Below are 24,298 nucleotides of genomic sequence, written 5' to 3'. Positions count from 1 at the left end.
AAAGCCCTACGCAGGGGCGGCTTATCGCCCGTCCGTTACAATTGCGCATTACTTTGGGTCGTTTGCATGGATCACCACGGAGCCATTCCCATGGAGGCGCGCGACAGCGGACCGACGCGCGAGGCGTCGGCACGCGGTCGCACAAGCCGCGCCGCCCCGCCCGACTTCGATGCCGCGCACTTCCGGCATGCCCTGTCGCAATTTGCCACTGGCGTGACGGTGGTCACCACGCGCTCTGACGGGGGCCCCGGCAAGCCTGCGTTCGTCGGTGTGACGGCCAGCTCGTTCAACTCGGTGTCGCTCGACCCGCCGCTGGTGCTGTGGAGCCTTGGCACGCAGGCGAACTCGTTCCCGTTGTTCCACGCCGGCTCGCACTACGTGATCAACATCCTGGCGGCCGACCAGCTCGACCTGTGCAAGCGCTTCGCCACGCTCAAGGGCGACCGCTTCGCCAACATCGACTACGCGCTGAGCCCGACCGGCCTGCCGATCCTTGCACAATCGCTGGCATGGTTCGAGTGCCATAACCGCAGCCGGTACGACGAGGGCGACCATGTCATCTTCGTCGGCGAAGTCGAGCGCTGCGGAGTGGTGGATGCCAACGCCGCGCCGCTGGTGTTTCATCGCGGCGCGTTTTCGTCGCTTGATCCGCTCGGCAAGTAAGTTGCCGCGTCACCCGCGGCTTGCCGTCTTGCGCGGGGCCTCGGCTTCGATGCCCCAATCCCCGCATGCGTACCAGTCGTCGCCGAGCAGCTCTGCAGGGTGCTGGGTGCGGCCCGAGCCGTTGCCGCAAGCGAGGGCGTCGGCCCGGCAGTACTTGTCGCAGCCCCAGCAGATGCGCTCGGGGTGTACGGGATGCAACGGAAACCTCTTGGCCATGACCGGCTCCGGTCGACAACACAGGCTCACTATCCGCGCATGCCGGCGGTCGCGATTTGACCGCCGTCAGACGCCGCCGGACTTGCCGCGCTTGCCCGTCGCACCGCTTTCCAGCGGCCGCACGCCGCGCGATTCCATGAGCAGCGCCAGCCCGCCATCGCGATCCTTGATCGTGCGCAGGACGATGTTCGAGCGGATGTCCATCACGCCAGGCGTCTTGTACAGCCGCTCGATGATGAACTCCGAATAGTGCTGCAGCGTGGGCGCCTGCACGCGCAGGATGTAGTTGCAATCGCCGGTGATGATGTAGGCCGCGACGATCTCGGGCCAACTGTGCACGGCGGCCATGAAGGTCTCGTGCCAGCCCGTCACGTCCTGCCGCATCGACACTTGCACGATGGCCTCGAGCTCCAGCCCCAGCGCTGCCCGGCCCAGCTGCGCCCGGTAGCCGGTGATGGCGCCGCCCTCTTCCAGCATCCGCACGCGCCGCAGGCAGGCCGATGGCGACAGCGCCACCCGCTCGGCCAAGTCCTGATTGCTGATGCGGCCGTCTTCCTGCAAGACCTGGAGAATGCGCAGATCGGTGGTATCAAGTTGCATCTGTCGTCGTTCTTTGCGTAATTCCGTTAATTCGTTGAATTTTATGCGAATCGAACGGAATCGTGCGCACGAATATGCAAACCCATTGCGCGTGGATTTCCCTATCATTTCGGCACGGATTCGACGAATTTTCTGCCGGGGAGCCGCCTTGAAACGCACTTTGTGGGACATCAGCCCCGCCCTCTCGCCCGCCACGCCGACGTGGCCCGGCGACACGCCGTTTTCGCAGGAAATTGCGTGGAAGCTCGAAGGCGATTGCCCAGTCAACGTCGGCCGCATCACGCTGTCGCCGCACACCGGCGCGCATGCCGATGCCCCGCTGCACTACCGCGCGGACGGCGCCGCGATCGGGCAGGTGGCGCTGGACGCGTACCTCGGCCCGTGCCGCGTCATCCACTGCGTGGGCGTAGCGCGCGTCGAGCCGGAACACGTTCGTGATGCGCTGGCCCATCCGTCGCCCACGCCGCCGCGCGTGCTGCTGCGCACGTACGCGCAGATGCCGCAGACCATGTGGGACGACCACTTTGCCGCCGTCGCGCCCGAGACGATCGAACTGCTGGCCGCGCACGGCGTGAAGCTCGTCGGTGTCGACACCGCCTCGCTCGATCCGCAGACCTCCAAGACCATGGACGCGCACCACGCGGTCGGCAGGCACGGTCTGGCCATCCTCGAAGGGCTGCTCCTCGACGAGGTGCCCGCCGGCGATTACGAACTGATCGCGCTGCCGCTCAAGTTCGCCACGCTCGATGCGAGCCCCGTGCGCGCGGTGCTGCGCAGCCTGCCCTGATTCACCCCATTCATCACCCCGACATCCACCATGACCATCACTCGAAACGCCTGCGTCGAACGCGACGCGGCCGATCCGATCGCGCCGCTGCGCGACGCCTTTGCGCTGCCCGACGGCGTGATCTACCTGGACGGCAATTCGCTCGGCGCACGGCCCAAGGCTGCGCTGGCCCGCGCGCAGGAAGTCGTCGCCAATGAATGGGGCGATGGACTGATCCGCAGCTGGAACCAGGCCGGCTGGTTCGAGCTGCCGCGCCGCCTGGGCAACAAGCTTGCCCCGCTGATTGGTGCACGCGAAGACGAAGTCGTCGTCACCGACACCACGTCGATCAACCTGTTCAAGGTGCTGGCCGCCGCGATTCGCGTGCAGCGCGAAGACGCGCCCGCCCGCAAGATCATCGTGTCGGAAACGCATAACTTTCCGACCGATCTGTACATCGCTGAAGGGCTGGCCGACCTGCTGCGCGATGGCTACAAACTGCGCCTAATCGACTCGCCGGAAGAACTGGAAGGCGCGCTGGGCGACGACGTCGCCGTCACCATGCTGACGCACGTGAACTACAAGAGCGGGCACATGTACGACATGGCTGCCGTCTCGGCGCTGGCACACAAGCACGGCGCGCTGGCGATCTGGGATCTGGCGCACTCGGCCGGCGCGGTGCCCGTGGACCTGCACGCAGGCGGCGCGGACTACGCCATCGGCTGCACGTACAAGTACCTGAACGGCGGCCCCGGTTCGCCGGCGTTCGTGTGGGTCGCGCCAAAACTGCGCGAGCGCTTCTGGCAGCCGCTCTCGGGCTGGTGGGGGCATGCGCGGCCGTTCGCGATGGAATCACGCTACGACGCCGATGCCGGCATCGGCCGCTTCCTGTGCGGCACGCAGCCGATCACGTCGATGGCGATGCTGGAATGCGGGCTCGATATCTTCGCGCAGACGTCGATGGCCGAGTTGCGGACCAAGTCCCTCGCGCTGACCGATCTCTTCATCTCGCTGGTGGAAACGCGCTGCGCGGGCTTCCCGCTCACGCTGGTCACACCGCGCGACCATGGCATCCGCGGCAGCCACGTCAGCTACGAGCACCCGAACGGCTATGCTGTGATGCAGGCGCTGATCGCTCGCGGCGTGATCGGCGACTACCGCGAGCCGCGCATCATGCGCTTCGGCTTCACGCCGCTGTACACGAGCTTTGCCGATGTTTGGGATGCCGTGGACGTGCTGCGCGACGTGCTGGAAACAGGCGCGTGGCAATCGGCGCAATTCAACGAACGTACGCTGGTGACCTGAAATGACAACGCCGAACCGACCCGCAGCATCGGGCTGCCCCATGCACGGTGGCCAGGCCGACAGCTGGCATGACGCGCAGATGGATTTCTCGCAGTCGATGAGCTATGGCGACTACCTGGCGCTTGACCAGATCCTGAACGCGCAGCACCCGCGCTCGCCCGATCACAACGAAATGCTGTTCATCGTGCAGCATCAGACCACCGAGCTGTGGATGAAGCTGATGCTGCATGAGCTGCGCGCAGCGCGGGATTGCGTGCGCAACGACGACCTGCCGCCCGCTTTCAAGATGCTGGCGCGCGTGTCGCGCATCATGGACCAACTGGTGCAGGCGTGGAACGTGCTTGCCACGATGACGCCGCCCGAGTACTCGGCCATGCGTCCGCACCTGGGGCAGTCGTCCGGCTTCCAGTCGTATCAGTACCGCGAGATCGAATTCATTCTCGGCAACAAGAATGCGGCAATGCTCAGGCCGCATGCGCACCGGCCGGAGCATTACGCGCAGGTGAAGGCCGCGCTGGAGACGCCGTCGCTGTACGACGAAGCCGTGCGCTACATGGCGCGCCACGGGTTCAGCTTCGATGCGGATTGCGTGGAGCGGGACTGGTCGCGGCCGGTCACCTACAACGCTTCGGTGGAGGCGGCCTGGCTGGAGGTCTATCGTGACCCGACGCACCACTGGGAGCTGTATGAGCTGGCGGAGAAGTTTGTCGACCTCGAGGATGCGTTCCGGCAGTGGCGGTTCCGGCATGTGACAACGGTCGAGCGGGTGATCGGCTTCAAGCGTGGGACCGGTGGTACGGAAGGCGTCGGTTATCTGCGGAAGATGCTCGATGTGGTGTTGTTTCCGGAGCTTTGGAAGTTGCGCACTGACTTGTGACTTTTGCTATTGGTCGATCTCTGGTTTCCTCCCCTGCCGGGGCTGACTCACCTTCCCTGTCTTGCAAAAGAAAGTAAGCAAAGAAAGGCGCGCCCGAGATGGCGAAGGATTCCTTGGACTTATGCCGCAGAGAGGGGAACGGAAAAACACGCTGCGCCCAGACAGCTTCCCTTCCCTCTCTGCAACAGAAACTCAAGGCGCCATCTACGGCATCCACGGCCAAACCCGTCTGGACGCCAGCGCTGGTGGCAAACAGTTTCCGGGGGTCTCTGAGCGGCCTACGCGGCGGGCTCGACCACTTGCCCTAGCCTTGCCGCGAACTCGCGTAGCGCGGGGGCCAGTTCGTCGCGGATGCGCTCTGCATCGGCAGACGTGTATGGCGCGCTGCAACTCACGACATACGGCTCGCGCTGGCTGGGCGCGAAGAACGCGACTGCGCATGCGTGGATGGCGGGATGCCAGTCGCGCAGCGATACGGCGTAGCCGTTGCGTACGCCGGCTTTGACTGCATCGTCTGCGGCGGCACCTTCTGCCGCCCATTGCGCGGGCTGCTGCGTGCGCAACGCTTCGTACAAGCGCTCACGCCGCGCGGCGGGCAACGAAGCCAGATACGCCCGTCCCATCGAACTCGACAGCAGCGACAGCCGTGAACCCACGCCCAAGCCTGCCGAACCGCTCATCGATGGGCTGTCGTGGCGGATGGTTTCCAGATAGACCATGTCCAGCCGGTCGCGCTTGCCGAGCGAAATCGACACGCCGTGCTTGTGCGCAAATGCGCTCATGTGCGGACGCGCGAGTTGAATCACGTCGCTGGACGCAAGATAGGCAAAGCCCAGCGCGAGGACGCCGGCGTCCAGCCCGTACTTGCCGAGCGTCTCGTCATAGCGAAGATAGCCGAGCGAGACGAGCGTGCCCGCCAACCGGCTTACCGTGGCCTTCGGAAAACCCGTGCGGCGCACGAACTCCTGGTTGCCGAGCAGCGTGTCGCCAGGGCGGAAAGCCCGCAGCAGTTCCAGCCCGCGGGCGAGTGCGGTGACAAAGTTCGGATCGGCTTCGCGCCTGGTCTCGAATTCGGAATCAGGGTCGGGGAGGCGCGTCGTGCTCATTCGGAGAAAGGCCTGGAAATCGTCTTCGGTTGCGCTATCATAGCCCTGAATTTCGAAACTGTGTTCCGCATATCGGAACAACACATGACTCGGAGACTACCGCCGTGACTGCTCGCAACGCCTTCAACTGGGCCGATCCGCTGCTGCTCGACCAACAACTGACCGACGACGAGCGCATGGTGCGCGATGCCGCTGCGTCGTACTGCCAGGACAAGCTGGTGCCGCGCGTGCTGGAGTCGTTCCGGCATGAGAAGACCGATGCGTCGATCTTCCGCGAGATGGGCGAGCTCGGGTTGCTGGGCCCGACGATTCCCGAGCAGTACGGCGGCCCGGGGCTGAACTACGTCAGCTACGGCCTGATCGCGCGCGAGGTGGAACGCGTGGATTCCGGCTACCGCTCGATGATGAGCGTGCAGTCGTCGCTGGTGATGGTGCCGATCTTCGAATTCGGCAGCGAAGCGCAGAAGCAGAAGTACCTGCCCAAGCTGGCCAAGGGCGAGTGGATCGGCTGCTTCGGGCTCACTGAGCCGAACCACGGCTCCGACCCGGCGTCGATGGTGACGCGCGCAAGGAAGGTCGACGGCGGCTATTCGCTGTCGGGCGCCAAGATGTGGATCACCAACTCGCCCATCGCCGACGTGTTCGTCGTGTGGGCCAAGCTGCCGAACGACAATGGTGAAGACGAAATCCGCGGCTTCATACTGGAGAAGGGCTGGAAGGGTCTGAGCGCCCCCGCCATCCACGGCAAGGTCGGCCTGCGCACGTCCATCACGGGCGAGATCGTGCTCGACGAAGTGTTCGTGCCGGAAGAGAACCTGATGCCGGGCGCGCGCGGCCTGAAGGGTCCGTTCACGTGCCTGAACTCGGCGCGCTACGGCATTGCCTGGGGAGCGCTGGGCGCGGCGGAGTCGTGCTGGCACATCGCGCGCCAGTACGTGCTGGACCGCAAGCAGTTCGGCCGTCCGCTCGCGGCGAACCAACTCATCCAGAAGAAGCTCGCCGACATGCAGACCGAGATCACGCTCGGCCTGCAGGGCTGTCTGCGTCTGGGCCGCATGAAGGACGAAGGCACCGCGTCGGTGGAGATCACCTCGATCATGAAGCGCAATTCGTGCGGCAAGGCACTCGACATTGCCCGCATGGCGCGCGACATGCTCGGCGGCAACGGCATCTCGGACGAATTCGGCGTGATCCGCCACGTGGTCAACCTCGAGGTCGTGAACACCTACGAAGGCACGCACGACATCCACGCGCTGATCCTCGGCCGCGCCCAGACCGGCATCCAGGCATTCTTCTGATTTCACGCGCTTTGCATTTCTCGCGGGGTGATGCACACTTGTGCACCACCCGCCATACCGCCTTGGGGCATGTCTCGCCCGTCCTGGGCACCGTGGTTCTCCTCTCCCGCGATATACACATTCGCAAATGATCGGGATACGCGCGGCTACATGAAACCGCCGCTGGCACGCGTCTATGCTTCGCTCCAAGTGCCAGCGGATCGTTCGGCAGGCACGTCCCTCACACCGATAAAACGTGCGCGCGGTCCACACGCAGATCGCAGCGCGACGCGACTCAACCCATCGCGAGACAACGGTCTGGAGAATGTCCGCGCGCGCACGCAGGCACCCGGGTCGATATTCAAAACCAGAACAGGGCACCCTACGCAGGTTGACAGAGATCGACCCGCGCGGAGTCCTGCCAGGAGACAACCCACCATGGCTGAACAGTCCATTCCGTCGGTGACGGAACTCAACGCCGCCGGCTTGACTGACGCGACCAACGTCGCGCAGATCGATCGCTTTTTCCAGATTTCTGCACGCGGCAGCACCCAGAAGCGCGAGGTCGTGGCCGGCGTCACAACGTTCATGGCGATGGTGTATGCCGTCTTCGTCGTGCCGGGCATGCTCGGCAAAGCCGGCTTCGATACCAGCGCGGTGTTCGTTGCCGTGTGCCTGACCACCGCCTTCGGGTCGCTGCTGATGGGCCTGTGGGCCAGGCTGCCGATCGCCATCGGCTGCGCGATCTCGCTCACGGCGTTCATGGCATTCGGGCTCGTGCTGGGGCAGAAGCTCTCGCCGGAAGTGGCGCTGGGCGCGGTGTTCCTGATGGGCGTGGTCTTTACCGCCATCTCGGCCACCGGCGTGCGTTCGTGGATCCTGCGCAACCTGCCCTCGGGCGTGGCGCACGGCACGGGCATCGGCATCGGGCTGTTCCTGCTGCTGATCGCGTCGAACGACGTGGGGCTGGTGATCAAGAACGCCGGCCCGGGGCTGCCCGTCCAACTCGGCCACATCACCGCCTTCCCCGTGATGATGTCGGTGCTGGGCCTGGCCGCCATCTTCGGCATGGAGCGCCGCCGCGTGCCGGGCGGCATCCTGATCGTCATCATCGCCATCTCGGCGCTCGGCCTCGTCTTTGACCCGGCCGTCAAGTTCACGGGGGTGTTCGCCCTGCCCTCGCTGAGTGCGCCCGGCCATGCTTCGTTGATCGGCGCGATGGACATCCGCGGTGCGCTCTCCACGGCCGTGCTGCCGAGCGTGCTCGCCCTGGTGATGACCGCCGTGTTCGACGCCACGGGCACGATCCGCGCCGTGGCAGGCCAGGCGGGCCTGCTTAATGACAAGGGCCACATCGTCAACGGTGGGCGCGCCCTGACGGCCGATTCGGTCAGTTCGATCTTCTCGGCATTCTTCGGCGGTGCGCCGGCGGCGGCGTACATCGAATCGACGGTCGGTGTGGCTGCCGGCGGCAAGACCGGGCTGACGGCCGTGGTGGTCGGCGTGCTGTTCCTCGCGGTGATGTTCTTCTCGCCGCTGGCGGGTCTGGTGCCGTCGTATGCGACGGCGCCGGCGCTGATGTACGTCGGCCTGCTGATGCTCTCGAGCGTGAGCAAGCTGCACATGGACGACATGGTGGACGCGCTGGCGGGCCTGGTCTGCGCCGTGTTCATCGTGCTGACGTGCAACATCGTCACCGGCATCATGCTCGGCTTCTGCACGCTGGTGATCGGCCGCGTGGTGGCCGGCGAATGGCGCAAGCTGAACATCGGCACCGTCGGCATCGCCGTGGCACTGGCGGCGTTCTATGCCGGCGGCTGGGCGATCTGATCGCGCACAACGTCTCTTCACAAAGGCAAACCGGCCAGACCCGCGAGGGCTGGCCGGTTTTTGTTTTGCCAGGAAACCAGCTCGGGGCCGGCTCCCAACGCAAAAAACGCCCGGCACAAAGGCCGGGCGGCAATCACACTACCAAGGAGACGGTTACTTGTTAGGCTGCGGCGTCAGGCGCAGATACGGGCGCAACGCCTTGTAGCCCTTCGGAAATTTCTGCTTGATGACGTCTTCGTCCTTGAGCGATGGCACGATGACGACGTCGTCGCCTTCCTGCCAGTTGCCCGGCGTCGCCACGCTGTGATGGTCGGTCAGCTGCAGCGAGTCAATCACGCGCAGCACCTCGTTGAAGTTGCGTCCCGTCGATGCAGGATACGTGATGATCAGCCGCACCTTCTTGTTCGGGTCGATCACGAACAGCGAGCGCACCGTAAAGGTCTCGCTCGCGTTCGGGTGGATCATGTCGTACAGCTGCGAGACCTTGCGATCCGCATCGGCGATGATCGGGAAGTTGACGCTGGTGTTCTGCGTCTCGTTGATGTCGTTGATCCAGCCCTTGTGAGACTCCACAGAATCCACCGACAGCGCGATCACCCTGACATTGCGTTTGGCAAATTCGTCCTTGAGCTTGGCGGTCAGGCCGAGCTCCGTGGTGCACACCGGCGTGTAGTCGGCCGGATGTGAAAACAGCACGCCCCAGCTGTCGCCCAGCCACTCGTGAAACTTGATGCGGCCTTCGCTCGAATCCTGCTCGAAATCAGGGGCGATATCGCCCAAACGTAGAGACATCGTGTCCTCCATGCACACATTGGGAACCACTATAGCCAGATTGCCATCCAACCAAAACGACTATAAATTCACAACAACATCACTTTTTGTCATTAGGCGCGGCATTTGCTGGCGAAAAGGTGGAAGGCGCGCGCACATTGCCGGACAATCGCCAAAGGCTTGATCCACCGCAGTGTGCGCGAGTGGGGCGCTTGAAGTTTCGCGACACCCACACATATCCTAGCGAATATGCGCGTCGACATATTGCCGATCGACTCCCTCAATACCAAGGACCCGACCATGACGAACACTTCCCCCAACCTGGCCGATTCCGTCAATAAGGAGAAACTGATGACCGACGTGAAGACCGTACTGTCCGACGCCGAAGCGCTGCTCAAGCAAGCTGCCTCCACCAGCGGCGAAAAAGCCGCCGAGCTGCGCGAGCGCGGCATGGGCCTGCTGCGCCAGGCCAAGGAAAAGGCGCAAGACCTGCAGGATGCCGTGGTCACCAAGAGCAAGGCCGCCGCGCGCGCCACCGACGACTACGTCCATGACCACCCGTGGCAGGCGGTGGGGGTCGCTGCCGGCGTAGGCCTGCTGATCGGCCTGCTGCTCAATCGCAAGTAATCCGCTGCACCCTGTCTGGCCGATGGCGCGCCGCTGGATCGCGCCATCGGCCAGTCGCATTCTGGGGCTCCATCCCGGGCATGGGGCGTGCTGCGCTGGCAGCAGCACCATCCGCCCGCACTTCTCCCGACACCTTCATGACCGACGACACCAGTCCAAAGCTGCTTGCTTCCTTGAAGACACTGGCCGGCACGGTCGTTTCGATGCTGCAGACGCGGCTCGAACTGGCGAGCGTCGAACTGGCTGAAGAAAAAGAACGGCTGCTCGGCACGGCCTTTCTCGGCATGCTGGCCGTCAGCCTGATCGCGCTGTGCATCATGACGCTGACGGCGCTGGTCGTCATCCTGTGCTGGGATACCTACCGCTGGCAGTCGCTGGCCATCATGGCCGCGCTCTATGGGCTTGGCGCGGCGGCGTGCCTGTGGAAGGTGCGCGCGCTCCTGCACCACGCGCCCCCGCTGTTCGAGGCCACCTTGGCCGAACTCGACAAAGACCGGGAGATTCTGCGCCGATGACCGATCCGACCCAACCATCGCCGTCCACCGGCGCGGCCTCCCACCCGGAATCCGACTCAGCGCAAAACGCGCGGCACCACGTGCGCCCGTCCCGTCGCGGCGTCGAAGCCCGGCTGCCGCTGGCGGTGCGCAAGGAGTTGCTGCTCACGCGCGCCGCGCTGGAGCGTTACGACTACATGCATGCCCGCAACGACCTGCACCGCGCCACCCGCCGCACGTTCAGCCTGGGTGGCCTGGGCGCGCTGCTGCCGAGCCTGATTCGCCCGCTGGCCAGACCCAACAGCCTGATGCGCACGCTGGGCATTGCGCGGGAATACCCGCTGGTCGGCACGGTGCTGTCGCTCGCCTATGCAGGGCTGCGGCGCACCGTCATTGGGCGCGCCACCCGAAAACTCGGCAAGCTCGGCCTGGTCGCGGGTGCCGCGTGGTGGGGCTATCAGAAGTGGCGTGAATCGCACGGCGACGGAGGGCAGCACGCCGACGCGCCAGCCGCGGCATCCGGCGCGGACGCCGACGACATCATCCCCGGCAGCACGTCCTGAGGCTGGCGGACGCTCAAAAGAAAGGCCGGCTGATGCCGGCCTTTGTCGTAGGGAGGCTCGATGTCAGTCAGTGCAGCGGAATCGGGTGACGCAGGCGTTCCAGCCGACGCGCCATGCTTTGGCGCAGAGCCGAGAGGCGATGGACCTGCGTAACGGGTTCCCCGGCTGAAACCGTATCGGCCGCTGCCGGTTGCGCTGCCGCACCCGTGCCATGCGCCGGGCGTCTGCGGCCATGCCACATGAGCACACCGCTAGCCGTCCAGCCGATCACAAAGAGCGTATCTCCAACATGCTTGAGAGATTCGGCGGACGTGCCCGCGTGGAAGATGGCGGCGAGCATGTCCGGCGGCAGTTCAGCGCAAACCCACAAGAAAATTGCCGGAGCCGATGCAAACACTCCGGGCTGCCACCATGGGTGAGCCACTTGCATCTTGTCGGTCTCCATGGCGCCCTCCGTCGCTTCTTTTAGTGATGCTTCGATCCTATGCGCGCCCTGCGAAAATGGCGAGCCGCCGGCGGCTGAATGCGATGTCGGATTCGTCCGACAGCCCGCGGGGGCGAGACGGGTTGCCTCCGACCTTCGGACTAGGGATCGGTCCGCATCGGCTGTCAAGCGCTTGGCGGCGCGGTCGCCGCAGGGGGCGGGGCGCATACGCGATGTGGATTTCGGCGCAGGCTTGCCACACCCGCTCATATGCATAATGCATGAAAGCGGTGCATTGATGCCGTACCGTACGCAACACACTCGTCCTCCATGATGCTGGCCGCCACCCAACTCCAACGATGCGATACACGCACCGGTGCCACGCTCCTGCAGCCCGCCACGCTGGTCGTCCGCCCGGGCGACCGGATTGCCCTGACGGGGCCGTCGGGCGCAGGCAAGAGCGTCTTGCTGCGAGCGCTGGCACTGCTCGACCCGATCGACGGCGGGGCGGTGACATGGCACGGCCAGCCCATCCGCGCACAGGCCATCCCCGCGTACCGTTGCCACGTGGCGTATGTGCGCCAGCGCCCTGCCCTGCTGCCCGGTACGGTGGAGGACAACCTGCGCATGCCGTATCAACTGCACGTGCGGCGACACGGCAGCGGGTTCGATCGCGATGCCGCCATCGCCCTGCTGGCGCGGGCCGAGCGCGATGCCGGTTTCCTCGACAAATCCGCCAGCGAGCTTTCGGGCGGCGAGGCGCAGATCGCTGCGCTGGTCCGCACGCTGCAGACCGGGCCGACCGTCCTGCTGCTCGATGAACCGACCGCGGCACTGGACCCGGCTTCAGCGCGTGCGGTCGAAGCGCTTCTGCAGCATTGGTTTGCACGCGCGCCCGAACGGCACGCCTGGGTGTGGATCACGCACGACCCGGCGCAGGCGACACGGATCGGGCATCTGCACTGGCGTGTCGAGGCAGGCCGCCTGAACACGGAAGCGGCATCATGAACGACCAGTATCTCAGCCTTTCAGCGTGGCAGGTGGCGATTGCAGCCACGCTGATCCTCGTGAATGGCGGGCTCTCGGTGGCGCTCGGGCTGGGCCTCGAGCGGCGCCTGGCATGGGCCGCGGTGCGGACCGTGGTGCAGTTGCTGGCGGTCGGATTCGTGCTCGACTGGGTATTCGCTCATGCGCATTGGGCCGTGGTGCTCGGCATCGTGGCCGCCATGACGCTGATTGCGGGCCACGCGACGGGCGGCCGCGGCACGCGCGGGTATGCGGGGCTGCGGCTTGACGGCACGCTGTCGGTGCTCGGCAGCGCCTGGCTGATCGGCGCGATCGGGCTGCTGGCCGTGCTGCACGCGCAGCCGTGGTACGCGCCGCAGTACGCCATCCCGATCATGGGGATGATTCTCGGCAACACGTTGACCGGCGTGGGGCTTGCGCTGGAACGCGTGACGGGCGAGCTGATCGCCACCCGCGACCAGGTCGAAACGGTGCTTGCGCTGGGCGGCACGCGCTGGGAGGCGGCGCGCAACGCGGCACGCACCGCCGTACGCGCCGGGATGACGCCCATCATCAACCAGATGACGGTGGTGGGCGTGGTGAGCCTGCCCGGCATGATGACGGGCCAGGTGCTGGCAGGCCAATCGCCGCTCGAGGCCGTGCGCTACCAGATCGTCATCATGTTTCTGCTGGCGGCCGCCTCAGGGTTGGGGACCGTGGCGGCCGTGCTGCTGGCGTATCGCCGGCTGTTCAGCCGCCAGCATCAGTTGCTGACCAGCCGTATCACACAGCGTGGAGCGGCCCGATAGCATGCCGATTTCCTTGTCCTGCGGCCTGGTGCTGCTCAACGAAGACGCCGAAGTGCTGCTCGCCCACGCCACCGAAACGCGCCACTGGGACATCCCAAAGGGCGCGCCCGACCCCGGCGAGGCCCACCGCGACACCGCCTTGCGCGAGACACGCGAAGAAACCGGGCTGGTGCTCGATCGCTACACGCTCATCGAATTGGGCCGCTTCCCGTATCGGCGCGACAAGGAGCTTCACCTCTTCGCCACGCGCCTGCGCCGCGCCGACGTCGCGCTCGATTCGCTGACGTGCACCTCGATGTTCAACAGCTACCGCACCGGCAAGCTGATTCCCGAAATGGACGCCTACCGGTGGGCCAGCGCAGACGACGTCCCGCAATACGCGAGTCAGTCGCTGGCGAAGCTGTTTGCGCAGACGCTGACGCTGGCCAGCATCGATGCGCGTCTGCGCGAGGCGGGGCTTTAAACGGGGACGTCTCCCTCGATGGTCGTGCGATGCAGCGTGCGGCGATACGCGTCCGGGCAACCCGGCGCGAAATGGATCGTGGAGCGGTTGTCCCAGAACAGCATGTCGCCCGCGCGCCACTGGTGCGCGTAGACGTTGTCCGAGCGCACGCTGTGAGCAAAGAGCTGCTCCAGCACGCTGGTGCTTTCGTCTTCCGGCAAGCCGAGAATGTGCGAAGTGAAGCCTTCGTTGACGAAGAGCGCGCGCTTGCCGGTTTCCGGATGCGTGCGTACGACGGGGTGGTCGACCGGCGGCACGGCGTCGCGCTGTGCCTGCGTGAGCGGCGGTCGCCACGTCGACAGTGCACGCAGCCGCTCGTAGCGGTACACGTACGAATGCACCGCACGCCGGCCCTCGATCACGCGCTTGAGTTCGGCTGGCAGCGTTTCGTATGCGCGCACCATGTTGGCGAAGAGCGTGTCGCCGCCCTCCTGTGGCAGCTCGCGCATCAGCAACAGCGAACCCAGGCTCGGCAGCGGCTTGTACGAGAGATCGGAATGCCAGTCTCGCCCCGCATCGCCCAGGCCGATAGGCTTGCCGTTCTCCACCACGTTGGACACGACAAGGATCTCCGGATGCCCGGCCAGATGGAACTGGTTGAGCACGTGCACCTGCAGCGGGCCGAAGCGACGGCTGAACGAGACCTGCGCGTCGGGCGTGAGGTGCACGTCGCGAAACACCAGCAGCCCGTCATGGGCGAGCCACGCCTGCCTGATGGCCGCGATATCGGCGTCGGATAAACCGGCAACGTCGCCCAGGCCAAGGACTTCCGCACCCAGCGGCGCATCGGCCAGGCGGCGGATGTGAAAGCGGGCGGTGTGAACGGCGGGCGCCTCGGGCGCAACGGCAACAGCGGCGGACATGGTCAAAGCGCGAGAACAGGGGCGGCAATGGAGAGACCTCACATTACACCGCCCACGCGCCAGCCGCTCCAACGAAGAAAAGCGCAGATCGATACGCGCAAGGCGCACGAAGCCGGCTACGCGCCGATGTAATGCGCCCGCATGCGCGCAAGGCACGCCCGCGCGTCGCCGATGACCAGCCGACTGCTGCACGCGAGCATCAAATTGCGCGGCAGGCCGAAGTCTTCCACCGCCCAGCCCTCGGCATCGTAGCCGCCAGTGTGGGGCACCTGCTCGACCAGCGGGACCGAGGGGACGTGATAGCACCACACGTCCTTACCGCGCGCGATGGCGTAGCCGATCTCAAAACACGTACCGGAATCCGGCTCGTGGCCGCGGAAGTCAGCCACGTTGGCCATCACGGCGTCGGCTGAATCGAGCAGCGCAATGTTCTGGCGATAGATCTCGGCCGCCGTCGCGGGCCCGTCGTGTTGAGGAACAATGACGTTGTCGAGGGGGTACAGCCCCACGAAGCCGTACTCGGCACACATGGCCTTGAGCACTTCGCCATGCGCGGCAGGTTGCGGGCGAAAAACATCGGGACCGGCCAGGTAGAGACGCAGGGGCATCCGCAGGCTCCGTTACGCTGCCGTGGAGGCGCGTTCGACGAGTGTGCCCGGCAGGAGCACGACGCGCGCATCGCCGGCCAGGCCTTCAATGCGCTCGTGGACGAACTCGACCGCCTTGTAACCGATGTCGTACGTCGGCTGGCGGATCGTCGTGATGCCGATCAGTTCGGCCCACTCGGGATCGTCGATCGACACCAGCGCAGCGTGCGTCTGCCAATCCGCCCCGAAGCGCGTGCGCAAGTGCCGCGCCACGACAAGCGCCACGGGAGCGTTTGCGACGAACAGCGCCGGGCGCGTACCACCCCGCTGGCGGGTTGCGTCGATATGCGCATCGATCTGCGCCAGCGCGGTGTCGACGGAGGCCGCGTCGGTCGGGTCAAGCACGACGGGCGCCGCCACGGGCCGGCCATGAGCGGCCATCACCGCACGGAAAGCCGCTTCACGATCGCGGCGCGAACTGACGTGCGCATACGGCTGCACGACAAACTGGATCGCATCGAAGCCGCGGTCCACCAGGTGCTGCACGCCCTGCCGGACGGCGCGCTCGTTATCGAGACCGATCAGGTCGGCCTCGAAGCCGTCGACGGTCCGGTCGACCAGCACGGCGGGAATGTCGCGGCCCCGAAGCGGGCGCAACATCGGCTCGTCAGCGCCGAGCGCGTTGACGATCAGCCCTTCCACGCGGTACGTCGTGAGCAGCTGCACGAACCGGCGCTCCATCTCGAGCTCGTTCGCCGCGTGGCAGATCAGCGGCATGTAGCCGAGCGCGTGGCAGGCGGCTTCCACGCCCTGCAGGACTTCGATCGTGTACGGATTGGTCAGGTCGGCCACCAGCATGCCGAGCAGCCGGTTGCGCCCTCGTTTGAGGCCGCGCGCCATCTGGTTGGGCCGGTAGTTCAGGCGCTCGATGGCGGCTTCGATCCGTTGCCGCAGATCGGTGGAGAGAACGTGCGTTTCGCCGTTCAGGTAGCGCGACACGCTCGTCTTGCCGGTGCCCGCTTCGCGGGCTACATCGGTGATGGTCGCGGGGCGCGAGGAGGAGGAAGGAGAATCTGTCACGATGCACTTGAGCACTGGCGGCCGGCGCCTGATGCTGGCGCCAGCGTCTGGCGATCATAGCGTAATCGCCGCGCCACGCTTACGGGGTCTGTGCCGACGCCAGCACCTCAGGATTGACCACGTTCTCGCGCAGCGTGCCGGCCAGCGCCCGCACCAGGTTGTCGGCGGCACAGCGCGCCATGGCGTACCGCGTTTCCTGCGTGGCCGAGCCGATATGCGGCAGCGCCACCACGTTTTTCATGGCGAGCAAAGGAGAATCGGCCGGCAGCGGCTCGCGTTCGAAGACGTCGAGGCCCGCACCGCGAATCGTGCCGTTGCGCAGCGCGTCGATCAGCGCCGCCTCGTCGACCACCGGCCCGCGCGCCGCGTTGATGAGGATGGCGTTGCGCTTCATCTTCGCCAACTCCGCTGCGCCGATCATGTGATGCGTGTCGGGCAGGAGCGGCACCTGCAGGCAGACGAAATCGGCCTGCGCGAGCAGCGTGTCGAGCGTCACGTGCTGCGCGCCGTACTGCGCTTCGGCCTCGGCGTGCGGATGCCGGTTCGTGTACAGCACGCGCATCCGGAAACCCAGTGCCGCGCGCCGCGCCACCGCCGCGCCGATCCGGCCCAGGCCGACAATGCCGATGGTCTTGCCATGCACGTCCGTGCCATACAGATCGGGGCCGATGCTGCGCTGCCAATGGCCCGCCTTGACCCATTCGGCCAGTTCGACCACGCGCCGGGCGGACGCCAGCACCAGCGAAAACACCGTGTCCGCCGTCGACTCGGTCAGCACGTCGGGCGTATGGGCCAACACGATGCCGCGGCGTGTGAGGTCGGGCACGTCGAAATTGTCGTAACCGACCGAGATGGTCGACCACACTTTCAGCCGCGGCGCACCGTCGAGCATGGCCGGCGTGATCTTCAGGCTCGCGCCGATGGCGCCATCGGCGTGCGCCAGCGCTTCGGCCAGCGCGGCCGCACCGTCCACCTGCACGAGCTCGACATGCTCGCGCAGCCTCGCAGCCACATCGTCGGGCAGGAGCTTGTAGGCAACGACTAGAGGTTTCATCGATTCATTTTCCAGGCAGTGGATCGGCGAGCCGGTACGTTTCGCGCGGTTGCGGCTTCACGCACAGCGTGAGGATGACCGCCGCCAGCAGCGCCGCGCTCATGAACGCATACGAGGCCAGCGGCGAACCCGTCGCACCGTTCAGGTACCCGACAAAATACGAGCCGACAAACGAGCCCAGCGCGCCCATGCTGTTGATCAGCGCCATCGCGCCACCGGCAACGTTCTTGGGCAGCAGTTCCGGCACGATGGCGAAGAACGGGCCATATGGCGCATACATGGCCGCACCGGCAATGACGAGCAACGCGTACGACATCCAGAAATGCGTCGACCCCAGCGCGTACGACGCAGCAAACGCAGCCGCCCCCACCAGCAGGAACGGCCACACGAAACCACGCCGCGAGCCCACCTTGTCGGACGCCCATGACGCGACCAGCATCGCAATCGTCGCCGCCAGGTATGGCAGTGCCGACAGCCAGCCCGTCTCCACCATGCCCAGCGCCGACCCGCTCTTGACGATGGACGGCAGCCACAGCACGAAGCCATACACGCCGATGCTCCAGCAGAAATACTGCGCGCACAGCTTGATCACGGCCGGCGAGCGGAAGGCCTCGGCATAGTTGCGGACCGGCTTGAGGGCAGCCTGCTCGGCGGCCAGTGCCTGCTCGAGATCGCGCTTCTCCTGCGCGCTGAGCCACGGCGATTGCGCGGGCTTGTCCTGCACCAGCCACCACCAGCACACGGCCCAGAGAATCGCCGGCACGCCTTCCGCAATGAACATGTGCCGCCAGCCGAACTCGCGCACCAGGTAACCCGACACGACCGACATCCACAACACCGTCACCGGGTTGCCCAGGATCAGGAACGTGTTTGCACGCGAGCGCTCCTGCCGGGTGAACCAGTTGCTGATGTAGATCAGCATGGCGGGCATCACCGCGGCCTCCACCACACCCAACACGAAGCGGATCGCCATCAGCGACGGGATGTTGCTGACCACACCCGTGAGTGCCGCGCAGCCGCCCCACAGCACCAGGCTCACGAACACGAGCTTCTTCACGCTGCGCCGTTCTGCGTAGATGGCACCGGGAATCTGGAAGAAGAAGTAGCCCAGGAAGAACAGCGCGCCGATCAGCGACGACAGCCCCTGGCTGATACCGAGATCGTGGTTGATGCCGGCGGCCGCCGCGAAGCCGTAGTTCGCGCGGTCCAGATACGCCAGGCTATACGTGATGAAGACGATCGGCATGATCATCCACCAGCGCCGGGCAGCAAGTCGTGTGGCCATGGTTTGTCTCCTGTTATGGTGTGCGCCGCTGATGGAGCGGCGGTCGAACCCGCGCTACACGCCGATGGCAGAGTCGGGCTGGTGCACCGCGTTGTCGGCGCGTTCCAGGTGGTCAAGTGCCGCACGCGTGGGCAAGCCTTCGGAATCGCCGATCACCTGGATCGCCAGTGCGCCGATCCGGTTGCCGCGTGCCACCGCCTGCGCCGCCGACTGGCCTTCGAGCAGCGCACTGATCATGCCCACCGCAAAGCCGTCACCCGCGCCGACCGTATCGACGACGCGCTCGACGTGCACGCCGGGCACGACGCCCTGCGCGCCGTCTGCGGTCTGGTAGTAGGCCCCGGCCGCCCCGAGCTTGATGGCCACGCCACGCACGCCGCGTTCCAGATAGAAGCGCGCGATGTCGGCCGGCGCTTCGCACCCCGTCAGTTGCTGCCCTTCCGACAGCCCCGGCAACACCCAGTCCGACAGCGCGGCCAACGCATTGAGCGTGCTGACCATCTCGGCGGCGGACGGCCACAGCGTCGGGCGCAGGTTCGGATCGAATGAAATGGACTTGCCCGCCGCACGCATTTCGCGCGCGAGATGAAACGCAAGCTCGCACGACGATGCCGAGATCGCCGGCGCGACGCCTGTCAGATGAAGATGGCGCGCGCCCAGCGCATACTCGGCTACATAGTCGGCACGAGACAGCCGGCTGGCCGCCGAACCCTTGCGGAAATACTCGACGCGCGGATCACTGCCGTCGTCGGCGCGTGACTTCAGCTGAAAGCCCGTCGGATACTGCGGGTCGACCGTCACGCAAGAGGCATCGATCTGCTCGCGCGCGAGCGTCTCGCGCACGTAGTCGCCAAACGAGTCGCGCCCGACCCGGCTCACGTAGCCGACGCGAAACCCCAGGCGCGCCAGGCCGACGGCAACGTTCAGGTCGGCCCCGGCAATGCGCTTCGTGAACTGCGTTGCCTGCGCGAGCGGGCCCGGCGCGGCGGCGACGAACATCGCCATGGCTTCGCCGTACGTGATGACATCCAGTGGATGTGGCATGGGAGAGCTCCTTCGATGCCGCGCGATGTCAGGCGGCCTTGAGCCACGCGACGTGCCGGTTGGCGTCTGCGGCAAGATCGGTTGTGTCGAACGGGAATTCGATGCCGCGCGGAACGTCGCCCGGCAGCGCCGCGAGCACGGCGGTGAAGCGCGCATCGTTGCCGGCGGGCGCAACGGCAAAGCGGCGCGCGCCCTCCCCCGCCACCCCCTTGCAGTGGATGTACTCGACATACGGTGCCAGCGCACGCGCGCAGTCCAGCGGGGCTTCGCCGGGCCAATGCCAGTTGCCCACGTCGAATGTCATGCCAAGCGCGTGGTCAACACCCGCCGCCTCGAGCGCGGCGAACAGGTTGCGAAACTGCGCAAGCGACCCGCCCACGGCTTGCTGGCCGTTTTCGACCAGTACCCGTGCACGCGACCCGCGCAGCAGCCTGGCGAGCGCATCGGCCGACGCTTCGTCGGCAAACCCGCCCAACTGGAACTTCACAATGCGGGCATCCAGCGCCTTGGCTTCGGCCAGCGCGCCGCGCACCGCGGCCTTGTCCAGCGCGCCATCGTGCGTGTACAAGGTGGCCGGGGTCGAATAGACCGACCACAGGCCGCGCGAGGCAATCAGGCGGCCCAGCGCCGTCAGCAGTTCCATCGACACAGCCCCGTCCGGCCCTGCCGGCAAGAGCTCGCGCCGCACCTCGAAGCCCGCGGCGCCCACTTCGGCCGCCACAGGAACGTACGCGTGGTGCCCGTGCTCACGGACCTGGGCGACGCCGAACGCGCTCGCCACAATCACGATGTCTGCCATTTGTGCTCTTTTCTCCGTATGGAACCGGTTCCAATGGAAGACATGTTCGGCGTTGCAGAAGGAGAACGCTATAGAGGAAATCCCTAGCGACGCAGGCGTCATGCGGCTAGCCGGCCATTGCTGGCCGGGTGCGACGGCACCGCGCGGCGCTTTGCCGAAAGAGGAAGCTCCGACATGGGACAGAGAGGCAGACCGCGCCGCACCCTCACCCGCCGCAGAGCGCGGACAAACAAAAAGGGCCGACAGTCGCCTGCCAGCCCTTTTGAATTTTGGTGGGTCGTGCGTGACTCGAACACGCGACCAACGGATTAAAAGTCCGCTGCTCTACCGACTGAGCTAACGACCCAAAGACCGCGATTATAGGGAGATACCCGCGGTGCTGTCAACGCACCTTCAGGTCAGACCAGGCGTTCGAGCCGCCAGATCTGATAGCGGAACGCCAGCACGGCGCCAGCCAGAATGCCCGCCAGCGCGATGAACGAGCCGATGGCCAGCGTCGACACACCCGACAGGCCCTGTCCGATCGTGCACCCAAGCGCGGTCACGCCGCCGCTGCCCATCAGGATGCCGCCGACGATGTGGTTGCCGGTGTCCTCTGCGTTGGCAAAGCCTTCCCAGCGGAACGTGCGCGTGACCAGCGCCACCACGGCCGAGCCCGCGATCACGCCGAGCACACTCACGATGCCGACTGTCAGCACCTTCGACGTATCGCTGAAGAACATCAGCCATTCGAGCGTGTACGACACGGGCGCCACGAAGCTCAACGCTTCCATGCGGCCGCTGTTGGTCGCGACGAAGGCCTCCTGCAGCGTGTTCGGATCTTCCTGCACATACCCGAGGTGCCCTGACACGTACCACATGCCAACGATGACGAGCCCGACGCCGATGCCACCGAGCAGGTTGTCGCCGGTACGGAAATCCCGTGCGGCCAGCGCCCACAGCGACAGCGCCCCGCCGATGAGCAGTGCCAGCACAAGCCGCAACGTGCGCGCATCCGCCGAGAACGCATGACCCAGGACGCTCGGCAGATCCTGCGACGTGGGCAGCGCAACGGCAACGCTGTCCACGGTGGCCACGCGCACCACGCCAAACACGCCCTTGAGCGTCATATAGGCCGACAGCCCGAGAAAGACAAACACCACCACCGACTTGAGATTGCCGCCGCCGATGCGCACCAGCGTCTTGCTGCCGCAACCGGAGCCCAGCACCATCCCGAACCCGAACAGCAGCCCGCCCACCAGCGACGACAGCCACAGCAACTTGCTCGCCGTGTAGATCGTCTTGCTCGTATCGATGAGGCCGAGCCAGCTCAGCACGCCCGTGCCGATCATGGCGACGCCGATGGCCAGTGCCCACATGCGCAGGCGGGTCCAGTCACCGATGTTGACGACGTCGGACACCGCCCCCATCGTGCAGAAGTGCGTGCGCTGCAGGATCGCGCCAAAGACGAACGCGAGCGCAAACGTGCCCCACAGCACAGTGTGGGACAGCGCATTGAGATCGATATCAGGCATGGCGCATCACACGTAGCGGGTCGGGTCCGGCACGCCGGCGGCTTCGAAGCCGGCCTTTCGGATGCGGCATGAATCGCACACGCCGCACGCCCGGCCCGTGTCGTCGGCCTGGTAGCACGACACGGTCAGGCTGTAGTCCACACCGAGGCGCGTGCCGGCCTGGATGATCTCCGCCTTCGTCATGGCGATGATCGGCGCGTTGACGCGAATGCGTTCGCCTTCCACGCCGGCCTTGGTGGCCAGGTTGGCCAGCGTCTCGTAGGCAGCCACGTATTCGGGCCGGCAGTCCGGATAGCCGGAGTAGTCGACCGCGTTGGCGCCGAAGAACAGGTCGCGCGCGCCCACCGCCTCGGCCCAGCCGAGCGCCAGCGACAGCATGATCGTGTTGCGTGCCGGCACATACGTGATCGGGATGCCCGATTGCGCCCCGTCGGTCGGCACGTCGAGCTTGTCGTCCGTCAGCGCGGAGCCGCCGAACTTGCGCAGGTCCAGGTCGACGATTTCATGGCGCACGGCGCCGAGCGCGGCCGCCACCTTCTTGGCCGCTTCGAGTTCGGAGGAGTGGCGCTGGCCGTAGCGCATCGACAGCGCGTAGGTCTCGAAGCCGTCGGCGTTGGCCATGGCGAGCACGGTGGCGGAGTCCAGCCCGCCCGAGAGCAGGACGATGGCGCGTTTTTTCATGGCGAAGCCTTGTCAAGCAAGTCAGGGAAGGCCCGCATTTTAGCGCGCTGCCATCCTGGCCGCGCTCGGGCCCGCACATGCCGGGCATTTGCACCCCGCAATGAAAAACGCCCGCCGGGGCGATCCCGAGCGGGCGGCATATCGGCAGTCGGCAGTGACCGCGCGCGTCAATGCATCGTCTTCAGGCGGCTTTGCGCGGTCTTGGCTTGCTCGGTGCCCGGGTATTGGGCGATCACGGCTTCCAGCGTCTTGCGCGCCGCAGCCTTCTGGCCCGACTCGCCCTGGTTGGTAGCGACCTGCAGCAGCGCTTCGGGCGCCTTCGGGTGCTGCGGATTCGTGCGCACCATGTTCTCCAGCACGTAGCTGGAGCCCTTGTAGTCGCGCTGCGCATAGAGCGCGTTGCCGAGCCAGAACTGCGCCAGCGGCAGATACGGGCTCTGCGGATACTTCTTCACGAACGCCGAGAACTGGTTGCCCGCGCCCTTGAAGTTGCCCGACTGGAACGTCTTCAGCGCGGCGTCGTACTCGTCCTTCTCGCCCGGCTGCACCGTGCCTTCACGGCCGTCCACCGTGGCTTGCTGCGGCTCGAACTTCTTCAGGCGCGCGTCGAGATCGGCGTAATAATCCTTCTGCTGCTTGGTCAGCGTGTCGACGGCGTTCTGCAACACCTCGTTCTGCCCGCGCAGGCGTGCGACTTCCGACTTGAGCGTCTCGATCTGGTTTTGCGCATCGATGAGGTTGCGGCTGTTCTGGTCGATGCGCTGCGCCGCCGTGGACTGGAAGTTGTTGAACTTCTCACGCATGTCGATGATGGCACGGCGCGCCTCATCGTCGTCAAACACCCCCGCTGCCGCCGGGCCGGCCATGGTCAGGGCACCGCCTGCGACAAGCGCCGCCGCCAGAATGGCCCGACGCACGGCCCGGTTGGCGATCCGTCCGGCGCACTGTTTCATCATCGTAGTCATGGGATTTCAACGTAAGAACGCCGGCCGCAACCTCGCGGCCGGCGCGTTGCACATCAGACCGCGCGGATCAGTAAACGATGTCGGCGCGGCGGTTTTGCGCCCACGATTCTTCATCGTGGCCCGTGGCCTGCGGCTTCTCCTTGCCCAGGCTCACCGCTTCCATCTGGCTGTCAGGCACGCCCATCGACGACAGCGCGCGGCGCACGGCCTCGGCACGCTTCTGTCCCAGCGCCAGGTTGTACTCGCTGGTGCCGCGCTCGTCGGTGTTGCCCTGGATCAGGACCTTGCGCTGGTTGTGCGACTGCAGGTAGCGCGCATGCTGGCCCAGCAGGCCCTGGTATTCGGGCTTGACCGAGTAGCTGTCGAAATCGAAGTAGATGCTGCGCTTGGCCAGGGGGCTGTTCGGGTCGGTCAGTTCGTCGCGGCCGACGTCCACCGGCGTCACGGTGCGGGCGTCGGCGCCCGTACCAGCACCACCCGTACCGTTCTTGGCGGTGTCATCGAGCTTCACGCCCGAGCTGCAAGCGCCCAGGGCCAGCAGCGCGGCAATGGCTGCAACTTTGATCATGGTTTGGGACTTCGACATGTCCG

General features: G+C 65.9%; 28 protein-coding genes and 1 tRNA gene. 12 read left to right on the top strand and 17 right to left on the bottom strand.

The window, feature by feature from the left end; all coding sequences use genetic code 11:
- Nucleotides 1-90: 90 nt before the first annotated feature.
- The gene (locus tag KHN96_RS06340; RefSeq protein WP_045786284.1) at nt 91-663 is read left to right on the top strand and encodes a flavin reductase family protein; all 573 of its coding nucleotides are present in this window, start codon (nt 91-93) and stop codon (nt 661-663) included.
- Nucleotides 664-672: 9 nt separating this feature from the next.
- Here KHN96_RS06340 and KHN96_RS06335 read toward each other — a convergent pair whose 3' ends face one another.
- Both KHN96_RS06335 and KHN96_RS06330 read right to left on the bottom strand, forming a co-directional pair.
- Nucleotides 673-879 carry a DUF3079 domain-containing protein gene (locus KHN96_RS06335; RefSeq protein ID WP_045786283.1) on the bottom strand — a complete coding sequence of 69 codons (207 nt, stop codon included), beginning with the start codon at nt 877-879 and terminating at the stop codon, nt 673-675.
- A 66-nt stretch (nt 880-945) separates the two neighbouring features.
- On the bottom strand, nt 946-1,479 hold the full coding sequence (locus tag KHN96_RS06330) for an Lrp/AsnC family transcriptional regulator (RefSeq protein ID WP_045786282.1): 534 nt from the start codon (nt 1,477-1,479) through the stop codon (nt 946-948).
- Between the two features lie 148 nt (nt 1,480-1,627).
- On the opposite strand from KHN96_RS06330, the gene kynB reads away from it, so the two are divergent.
- Genes kynB through kynA form a run of 3 tightly spaced genes read left to right on the top strand, consistent with a single transcriptional unit; the run spans nt 1,628 to nt 4,427 of the window.
- Nucleotides 1,628-2,266: an arylformamidase gene (gene kynB / locus KHN96_RS06325; protein ID WP_045786281.1), complete on the top strand. Its 639-nt coding sequence runs from the start codon at nt 1,628-1,630 to the stop codon at nt 2,264-2,266.
- A 30-nt stretch (nt 2,267-2,296) separates the two neighbouring features.
- Complete coding sequence (kynU, locus tag KHN96_RS06320; protein WP_045786280.1) at nt 2,297-3,550, top strand: kynureninase; 1,254 nt, start codon at nt 2,297-2,299, stop codon at nt 3,548-3,550.
- Nucleotides 3,551-3,590: 40 nt separating this feature from the next.
- Complete coding sequence (gene kynA / locus KHN96_RS06315) at nt 3,591-4,427, top strand: tryptophan 2,3-dioxygenase (RefSeq protein WP_045786279.1); 837 nt, start codon at nt 3,591-3,593, stop codon at nt 4,425-4,427.
- Between the two features lie 278 nt (nt 4,428-4,705).
- Here the strand turns inward: kynA and KHN96_RS06310 are convergent, their stop codons facing one another.
- Entirely contained in the window at nt 4,706-5,533 is an 828-nt protein-coding gene (locus KHN96_RS06310; RefSeq protein ID WP_045786278.1) for an IclR family transcriptional regulator, read from the bottom strand.
- A 104-nt stretch (nt 5,534-5,637) separates the two neighbouring features.
- Between KHN96_RS06310 and KHN96_RS06305 the strand changes: the two genes are divergently transcribed.
- Entirely contained in the window at nt 5,638-6,831 is a 1,194-nt protein-coding gene (locus KHN96_RS06305; RefSeq protein ID WP_045786277.1) for an acyl-CoA dehydrogenase, read from the top strand.
- Between the two features lie 417 nt (nt 6,832-7,248).
- A complete protein-coding gene (locus KHN96_RS06300; RefSeq protein WP_045786276.1) occupies nt 7,249-8,640 on the top strand; it encodes an NCS2 family permease in 1,392 nt (463 codons plus the stop codon).
- Between the two features lie 153 nt (nt 8,641-8,793).
- Here the strand turns inward: KHN96_RS06300 and KHN96_RS06295 are convergent, their stop codons facing one another.
- The gene (locus tag KHN96_RS06295; RefSeq protein ID WP_045787810.1) at nt 8,794-9,432 is read right to left on the bottom strand and encodes a peroxiredoxin; all 639 of its coding nucleotides are present in this window, start codon (nt 9,430-9,432) and stop codon (nt 8,794-8,796) included.
- 279 nt (nt 9,433-9,711) lie between these two features.
- On the opposite strand from KHN96_RS06295, the gene KHN96_RS06290 reads away from it, so the two are divergent.
- From KHN96_RS06290 to KHN96_RS06280, 3 genes are all read left to right on the top strand, one after another.
- The gene (locus KHN96_RS06290) at nt 9,712-10,038 is read left to right on the top strand and encodes an ElaB/YgaM/YqjD family protein (protein WP_180964289.1); all 327 of its coding nucleotides are present in this window, start codon (nt 9,712-9,714) and stop codon (nt 10,036-10,038) included.
- A gap of 137 nt (nt 10,039-10,175) precedes the next feature.
- On the top strand, nt 10,176-10,553 hold the full coding sequence (locus KHN96_RS06285; RefSeq protein ID WP_045786275.1) for a phage holin family protein: 378 nt from the start codon (nt 10,176-10,178) through the stop codon (nt 10,551-10,553).
- A complete protein-coding gene (locus KHN96_RS06280) occupies nt 10,550-11,095 on the top strand; it encodes a DUF3318 domain-containing protein (protein ID WP_045786274.1) in 546 nt (181 codons plus the stop codon). Before KHN96_RS06285 ends, KHN96_RS06280 begins: the two co-directional genes overlap by 4 nt.
- A gap of 67 nt (nt 11,096-11,162) precedes the next feature.
- Here KHN96_RS06280 and KHN96_RS06275 read toward each other — a convergent pair whose 3' ends face one another.
- The gene (locus KHN96_RS06275) at nt 11,163-11,540 is read right to left on the bottom strand and encodes a hypothetical protein (RefSeq protein ID WP_045786273.1); all 378 of its coding nucleotides are present in this window, start codon (nt 11,538-11,540) and stop codon (nt 11,163-11,165) included.
- A 312-nt stretch (nt 11,541-11,852) separates the two neighbouring features.
- On the opposite strand from KHN96_RS06275, the gene KHN96_RS06270 reads away from it, so the two are divergent.
- Genes KHN96_RS06270 through KHN96_RS06260 form a run of 3 tightly spaced genes read left to right on the top strand, consistent with a single transcriptional unit; the run spans nt 11,853 to nt 13,796 of the window.
- Nucleotides 11,853-12,527 carry an ABC transporter ATP-binding protein gene (locus tag KHN96_RS06270; RefSeq protein WP_045787809.1) on the top strand — a complete coding sequence of 225 codons (675 nt, stop codon included), beginning with the start codon at nt 11,853-11,855 and terminating at the stop codon, nt 12,525-12,527.
- The gene (locus KHN96_RS06265; protein WP_045786272.1) at nt 12,524-13,333 is read left to right on the top strand and encodes an ABC transporter permease; all 810 of its coding nucleotides are present in this window, start codon (nt 12,524-12,526) and stop codon (nt 13,331-13,333) included. The genes KHN96_RS06270 and KHN96_RS06265 overlap by 4 nt, the downstream gene beginning before the upstream one ends.
- Before the next feature lies 1 nt (nt 13,334).
- The gene (locus tag KHN96_RS06260; protein ID WP_045786271.1) at nt 13,335-13,796 is read left to right on the top strand and encodes an NUDIX domain-containing protein; all 462 of its coding nucleotides are present in this window, start codon (nt 13,335-13,337) and stop codon (nt 13,794-13,796) included.
- Here the strand turns inward: KHN96_RS06260 and KHN96_RS06255 are convergent.
- The 12 genes from KHN96_RS06255 to pal form a co-directional block, all read right to left on the bottom strand.
- Nucleotides 13,793-14,698, bottom strand: coding sequence for a TauD/TfdA dioxygenase family protein (locus KHN96_RS06255; protein ID WP_045786270.1), 906 nt, complete (start codon nt 14,696-14,698; stop codon nt 13,793-13,795). The two genes, KHN96_RS06260 and KHN96_RS06255, sit on opposite strands and share 4 nt — an antisense overlap.
- A gap of 116 nt (nt 14,699-14,814) precedes the next feature.
- Nucleotides 14,815-15,306: a nucleoside 2-deoxyribosyltransferase gene (locus KHN96_RS06250; protein ID WP_045786269.1), complete on the bottom strand. Its 492-nt coding sequence runs from the start codon at nt 15,304-15,306 to the stop codon at nt 14,815-14,817.
- Nucleotides 15,307-15,318: 12 nt separating this feature from the next.
- Nucleotides 15,319-16,365: a LacI family DNA-binding transcriptional regulator gene (locus KHN96_RS06245; protein WP_045787808.1), complete on the bottom strand. Its 1,047-nt coding sequence runs from the start codon at nt 16,363-16,365 to the stop codon at nt 15,319-15,321.
- A gap of 79 nt (nt 16,366-16,444) precedes the next feature.
- Nucleotides 16,445-17,419 (bottom strand): NAD(P)-dependent oxidoreductase, encoded by a 975-nt coding sequence (locus KHN96_RS06240; RefSeq protein ID WP_045786268.1) that lies wholly within the window; start codon nt 17,417-17,419, stop codon nt 16,445-16,447.
- A 4-nt stretch (nt 17,420-17,423) separates the two neighbouring features.
- On the bottom strand, nt 17,424-18,704 hold the full coding sequence (locus tag KHN96_RS06235) for an MFS transporter (RefSeq protein WP_045786267.1): 1,281 nt from the start codon (nt 18,702-18,704) through the stop codon (nt 17,424-17,426).
- Nucleotides 18,705-18,758: 54 nt separating this feature from the next.
- Nucleotides 18,759-19,748 (bottom strand): sugar kinase, encoded by a 990-nt coding sequence (locus KHN96_RS06230; RefSeq protein WP_045786266.1) that lies wholly within the window; start codon nt 19,746-19,748, stop codon nt 18,759-18,761.
- A 28-nt stretch (nt 19,749-19,776) separates the two neighbouring features.
- Nucleotides 19,777-20,547: a sugar phosphate isomerase/epimerase family protein gene (locus tag KHN96_RS06225; RefSeq protein ID WP_045786265.1), complete on the bottom strand. Its 771-nt coding sequence runs from the start codon at nt 20,545-20,547 to the stop codon at nt 19,777-19,779.
- A gap of 270 nt (nt 20,548-20,817) precedes the next feature.
- Nucleotides 20,818-20,893: transfer RNA gene (locus KHN96_RS06220), tRNA-Lys, on the bottom strand.
- A gap of 52 nt (nt 20,894-20,945) precedes the next feature.
- Entirely contained in the window at nt 20,946-22,061 is a 1,116-nt protein-coding gene (locus KHN96_RS06215) for a YeeE/YedE family protein (protein ID WP_045786264.1), read from the bottom strand.
- Nucleotides 22,062-22,067: 6 nt separating this feature from the next.
- On the bottom strand, nt 22,068-22,742 hold the full coding sequence (gene queC, locus KHN96_RS06210) for a 7-cyano-7-deazaguanine synthase QueC (RefSeq protein ID WP_045786263.1): 675 nt from the start codon (nt 22,740-22,742) through the stop codon (nt 22,068-22,070).
- A 167-nt stretch (nt 22,743-22,909) separates the two neighbouring features.
- Nucleotides 22,910-23,707, bottom strand: a complete 798-nt coding sequence (gene ybgF, locus KHN96_RS06205) for a tol-pal system protein YbgF (RefSeq protein WP_045786262.1) — start codon at nt 23,705-23,707, stop codon at nt 22,910-22,912.
- A gap of 67 nt (nt 23,708-23,774) precedes the next feature.
- Nucleotides 23,775-24,293: a peptidoglycan-associated lipoprotein Pal gene (gene pal / locus KHN96_RS06200; RefSeq protein WP_045786261.1), complete on the bottom strand. Its 519-nt coding sequence runs from the start codon at nt 24,291-24,293 to the stop codon at nt 23,775-23,777.
- Nucleotides 24,294-24,298 lie beyond the last annotated feature (5 nt).

It is taken from the genome of Ralstonia mannitolilytica (genome assembly GCF_905397375.1).
GTDB classification, from domain to species: domain Bacteria; phylum Pseudomonadota; class Gammaproteobacteria; order Burkholderiales; family Burkholderiaceae; genus Ralstonia; species Ralstonia mannitolilytica.
The sequence above is the reverse complement of the archived record's forward strand: the minus strand, read 5'-3'. Positions and strand labels throughout refer to the sequence as shown.

Coding starts and splice junctions, on each gene's coding strand:
- KHN96_RS06340 (WP_045786284.1), top strand. CDS start 91: ATGGAGGCGCGCGACAGCGGACCGACGCGCGAGGCGTCGGCACGCGGT.
- KHN96_RS06335 (WP_045786283.1), bottom strand. CDS start 879: ATGGCCAAGAGGTTTCCGTTGCATCCCGTACACCCCGAGCGCATCTGC.
- KHN96_RS06330 (WP_045786282.1), bottom strand. CDS start 1,479: ATGCAACTTGATACCACCGATCTGCGCATTCTCCAGGTCTTGCAGGAA.
- kynU (WP_045786280.1), top strand. CDS start 2,297: ATGACCATCACTCGAAACGCCTGCGTCGAACGCGACGCGGCCGATCCG.
- kynA (WP_045786279.1), top strand. CDS start 3,591: ATGCACGGTGGCCAGGCCGACAGCTGGCATGACGCGCAGATGGATTTC.
- KHN96_RS06310 (WP_045786278.1), bottom strand. CDS start 5,533: ATGAGCACGACGCGCCTCCCCGACCCTGATTCCGAATTCGAGACCAGG.
- KHN96_RS06300 (WP_045786276.1), top strand. CDS start 7,249: ATGGCTGAACAGTCCATTCCGTCGGTGACGGAACTCAACGCCGCCGGC.
- KHN96_RS06295 (WP_045787810.1), bottom strand. CDS start 9,432: ATGTCTCTACGTTTGGGCGATATCGCCCCTGATTTCGAGCAGGATTCG.
- KHN96_RS06290 (WP_180964289.1), top strand. CDS start 9,712: ATGACGAACACTTCCCCCAACCTGGCCGATTCCGTCAATAAGGAGAAA.
- KHN96_RS06285 (WP_045786275.1), top strand. CDS start 10,176: ATGACCGACGACACCAGTCCAAAGCTGCTTGCTTCCTTGAAGACACTG.
- KHN96_RS06280 (WP_045786274.1), top strand. CDS start 10,550: ATGACCGATCCGACCCAACCATCGCCGTCCACCGGCGCGGCCTCCCAC.
- KHN96_RS06275 (WP_045786273.1), bottom strand. CDS start 11,540: ATGGAGACCGACAAGATGCAAGTGGCTCACCCATGGTGGCAGCCCGGA.
- KHN96_RS06270 (WP_045787809.1), top strand. CDS start 11,853: ATGCTGGCCGCCACCCAACTCCAACGATGCGATACACGCACCGGTGCC.
- KHN96_RS06265 (WP_045786272.1), top strand. CDS start 12,524: ATGAACGACCAGTATCTCAGCCTTTCAGCGTGGCAGGTGGCGATTGCA.
- KHN96_RS06260 (WP_045786271.1), top strand. CDS start 13,335: ATGCCGATTTCCTTGTCCTGCGGCCTGGTGCTGCTCAACGAAGACGCC.
- KHN96_RS06255 (WP_045786270.1), bottom strand. CDS start 14,698: ATGTCCGCCGCTGTTGCCGTTGCGCCCGAGGCGCCCGCCGTTCACACC.
- KHN96_RS06250 (WP_045786269.1), bottom strand. CDS start 15,306: ATGCCCCTGCGTCTCTACCTGGCCGGTCCCGATGTTTTTCGCCCGCAA.
- KHN96_RS06240 (WP_045786268.1), bottom strand. CDS start 17,419: ATGAAACCTCTAGTCGTTGCCTACAAGCTCCTGCCCGACGATGTGGCT.
- KHN96_RS06235 (WP_045786267.1), bottom strand. CDS start 18,704: ATGGCCACACGACTTGCTGCCCGGCGCTGGTGGATGATCATGCCGATC.
- KHN96_RS06230 (WP_045786266.1), bottom strand. CDS start 19,748: ATGCCACATCCACTGGATGTCATCACGTACGGCGAAGCCATGGCGATG.
- KHN96_RS06225 (WP_045786265.1), bottom strand. CDS start 20,547: ATGGCAGACATCGTGATTGTGGCGAGCGCGTTCGGCGTCGCCCAGGTC.
- KHN96_RS06215 (WP_045786264.1), bottom strand. CDS start 22,061: ATGCCTGATATCGATCTCAATGCGCTGTCCCACACTGTGCTGTGGGGC.
- queC (WP_045786263.1), bottom strand. CDS start 22,742: ATGAAAAAACGCGCCATCGTCCTGCTCTCGGGCGGGCTGGACTCCGCC.
- ybgF (WP_045786262.1), bottom strand. CDS start 23,707: ATGACTACGATGATGAAACAGTGCGCCGGACGGATCGCCAACCGGGCC.
- pal (WP_045786261.1), bottom strand. CDS start 24,293: ATGTCGAAGTCCCAAACCATGATCAAAGTTGCAGCCATTGCCGCGCTG.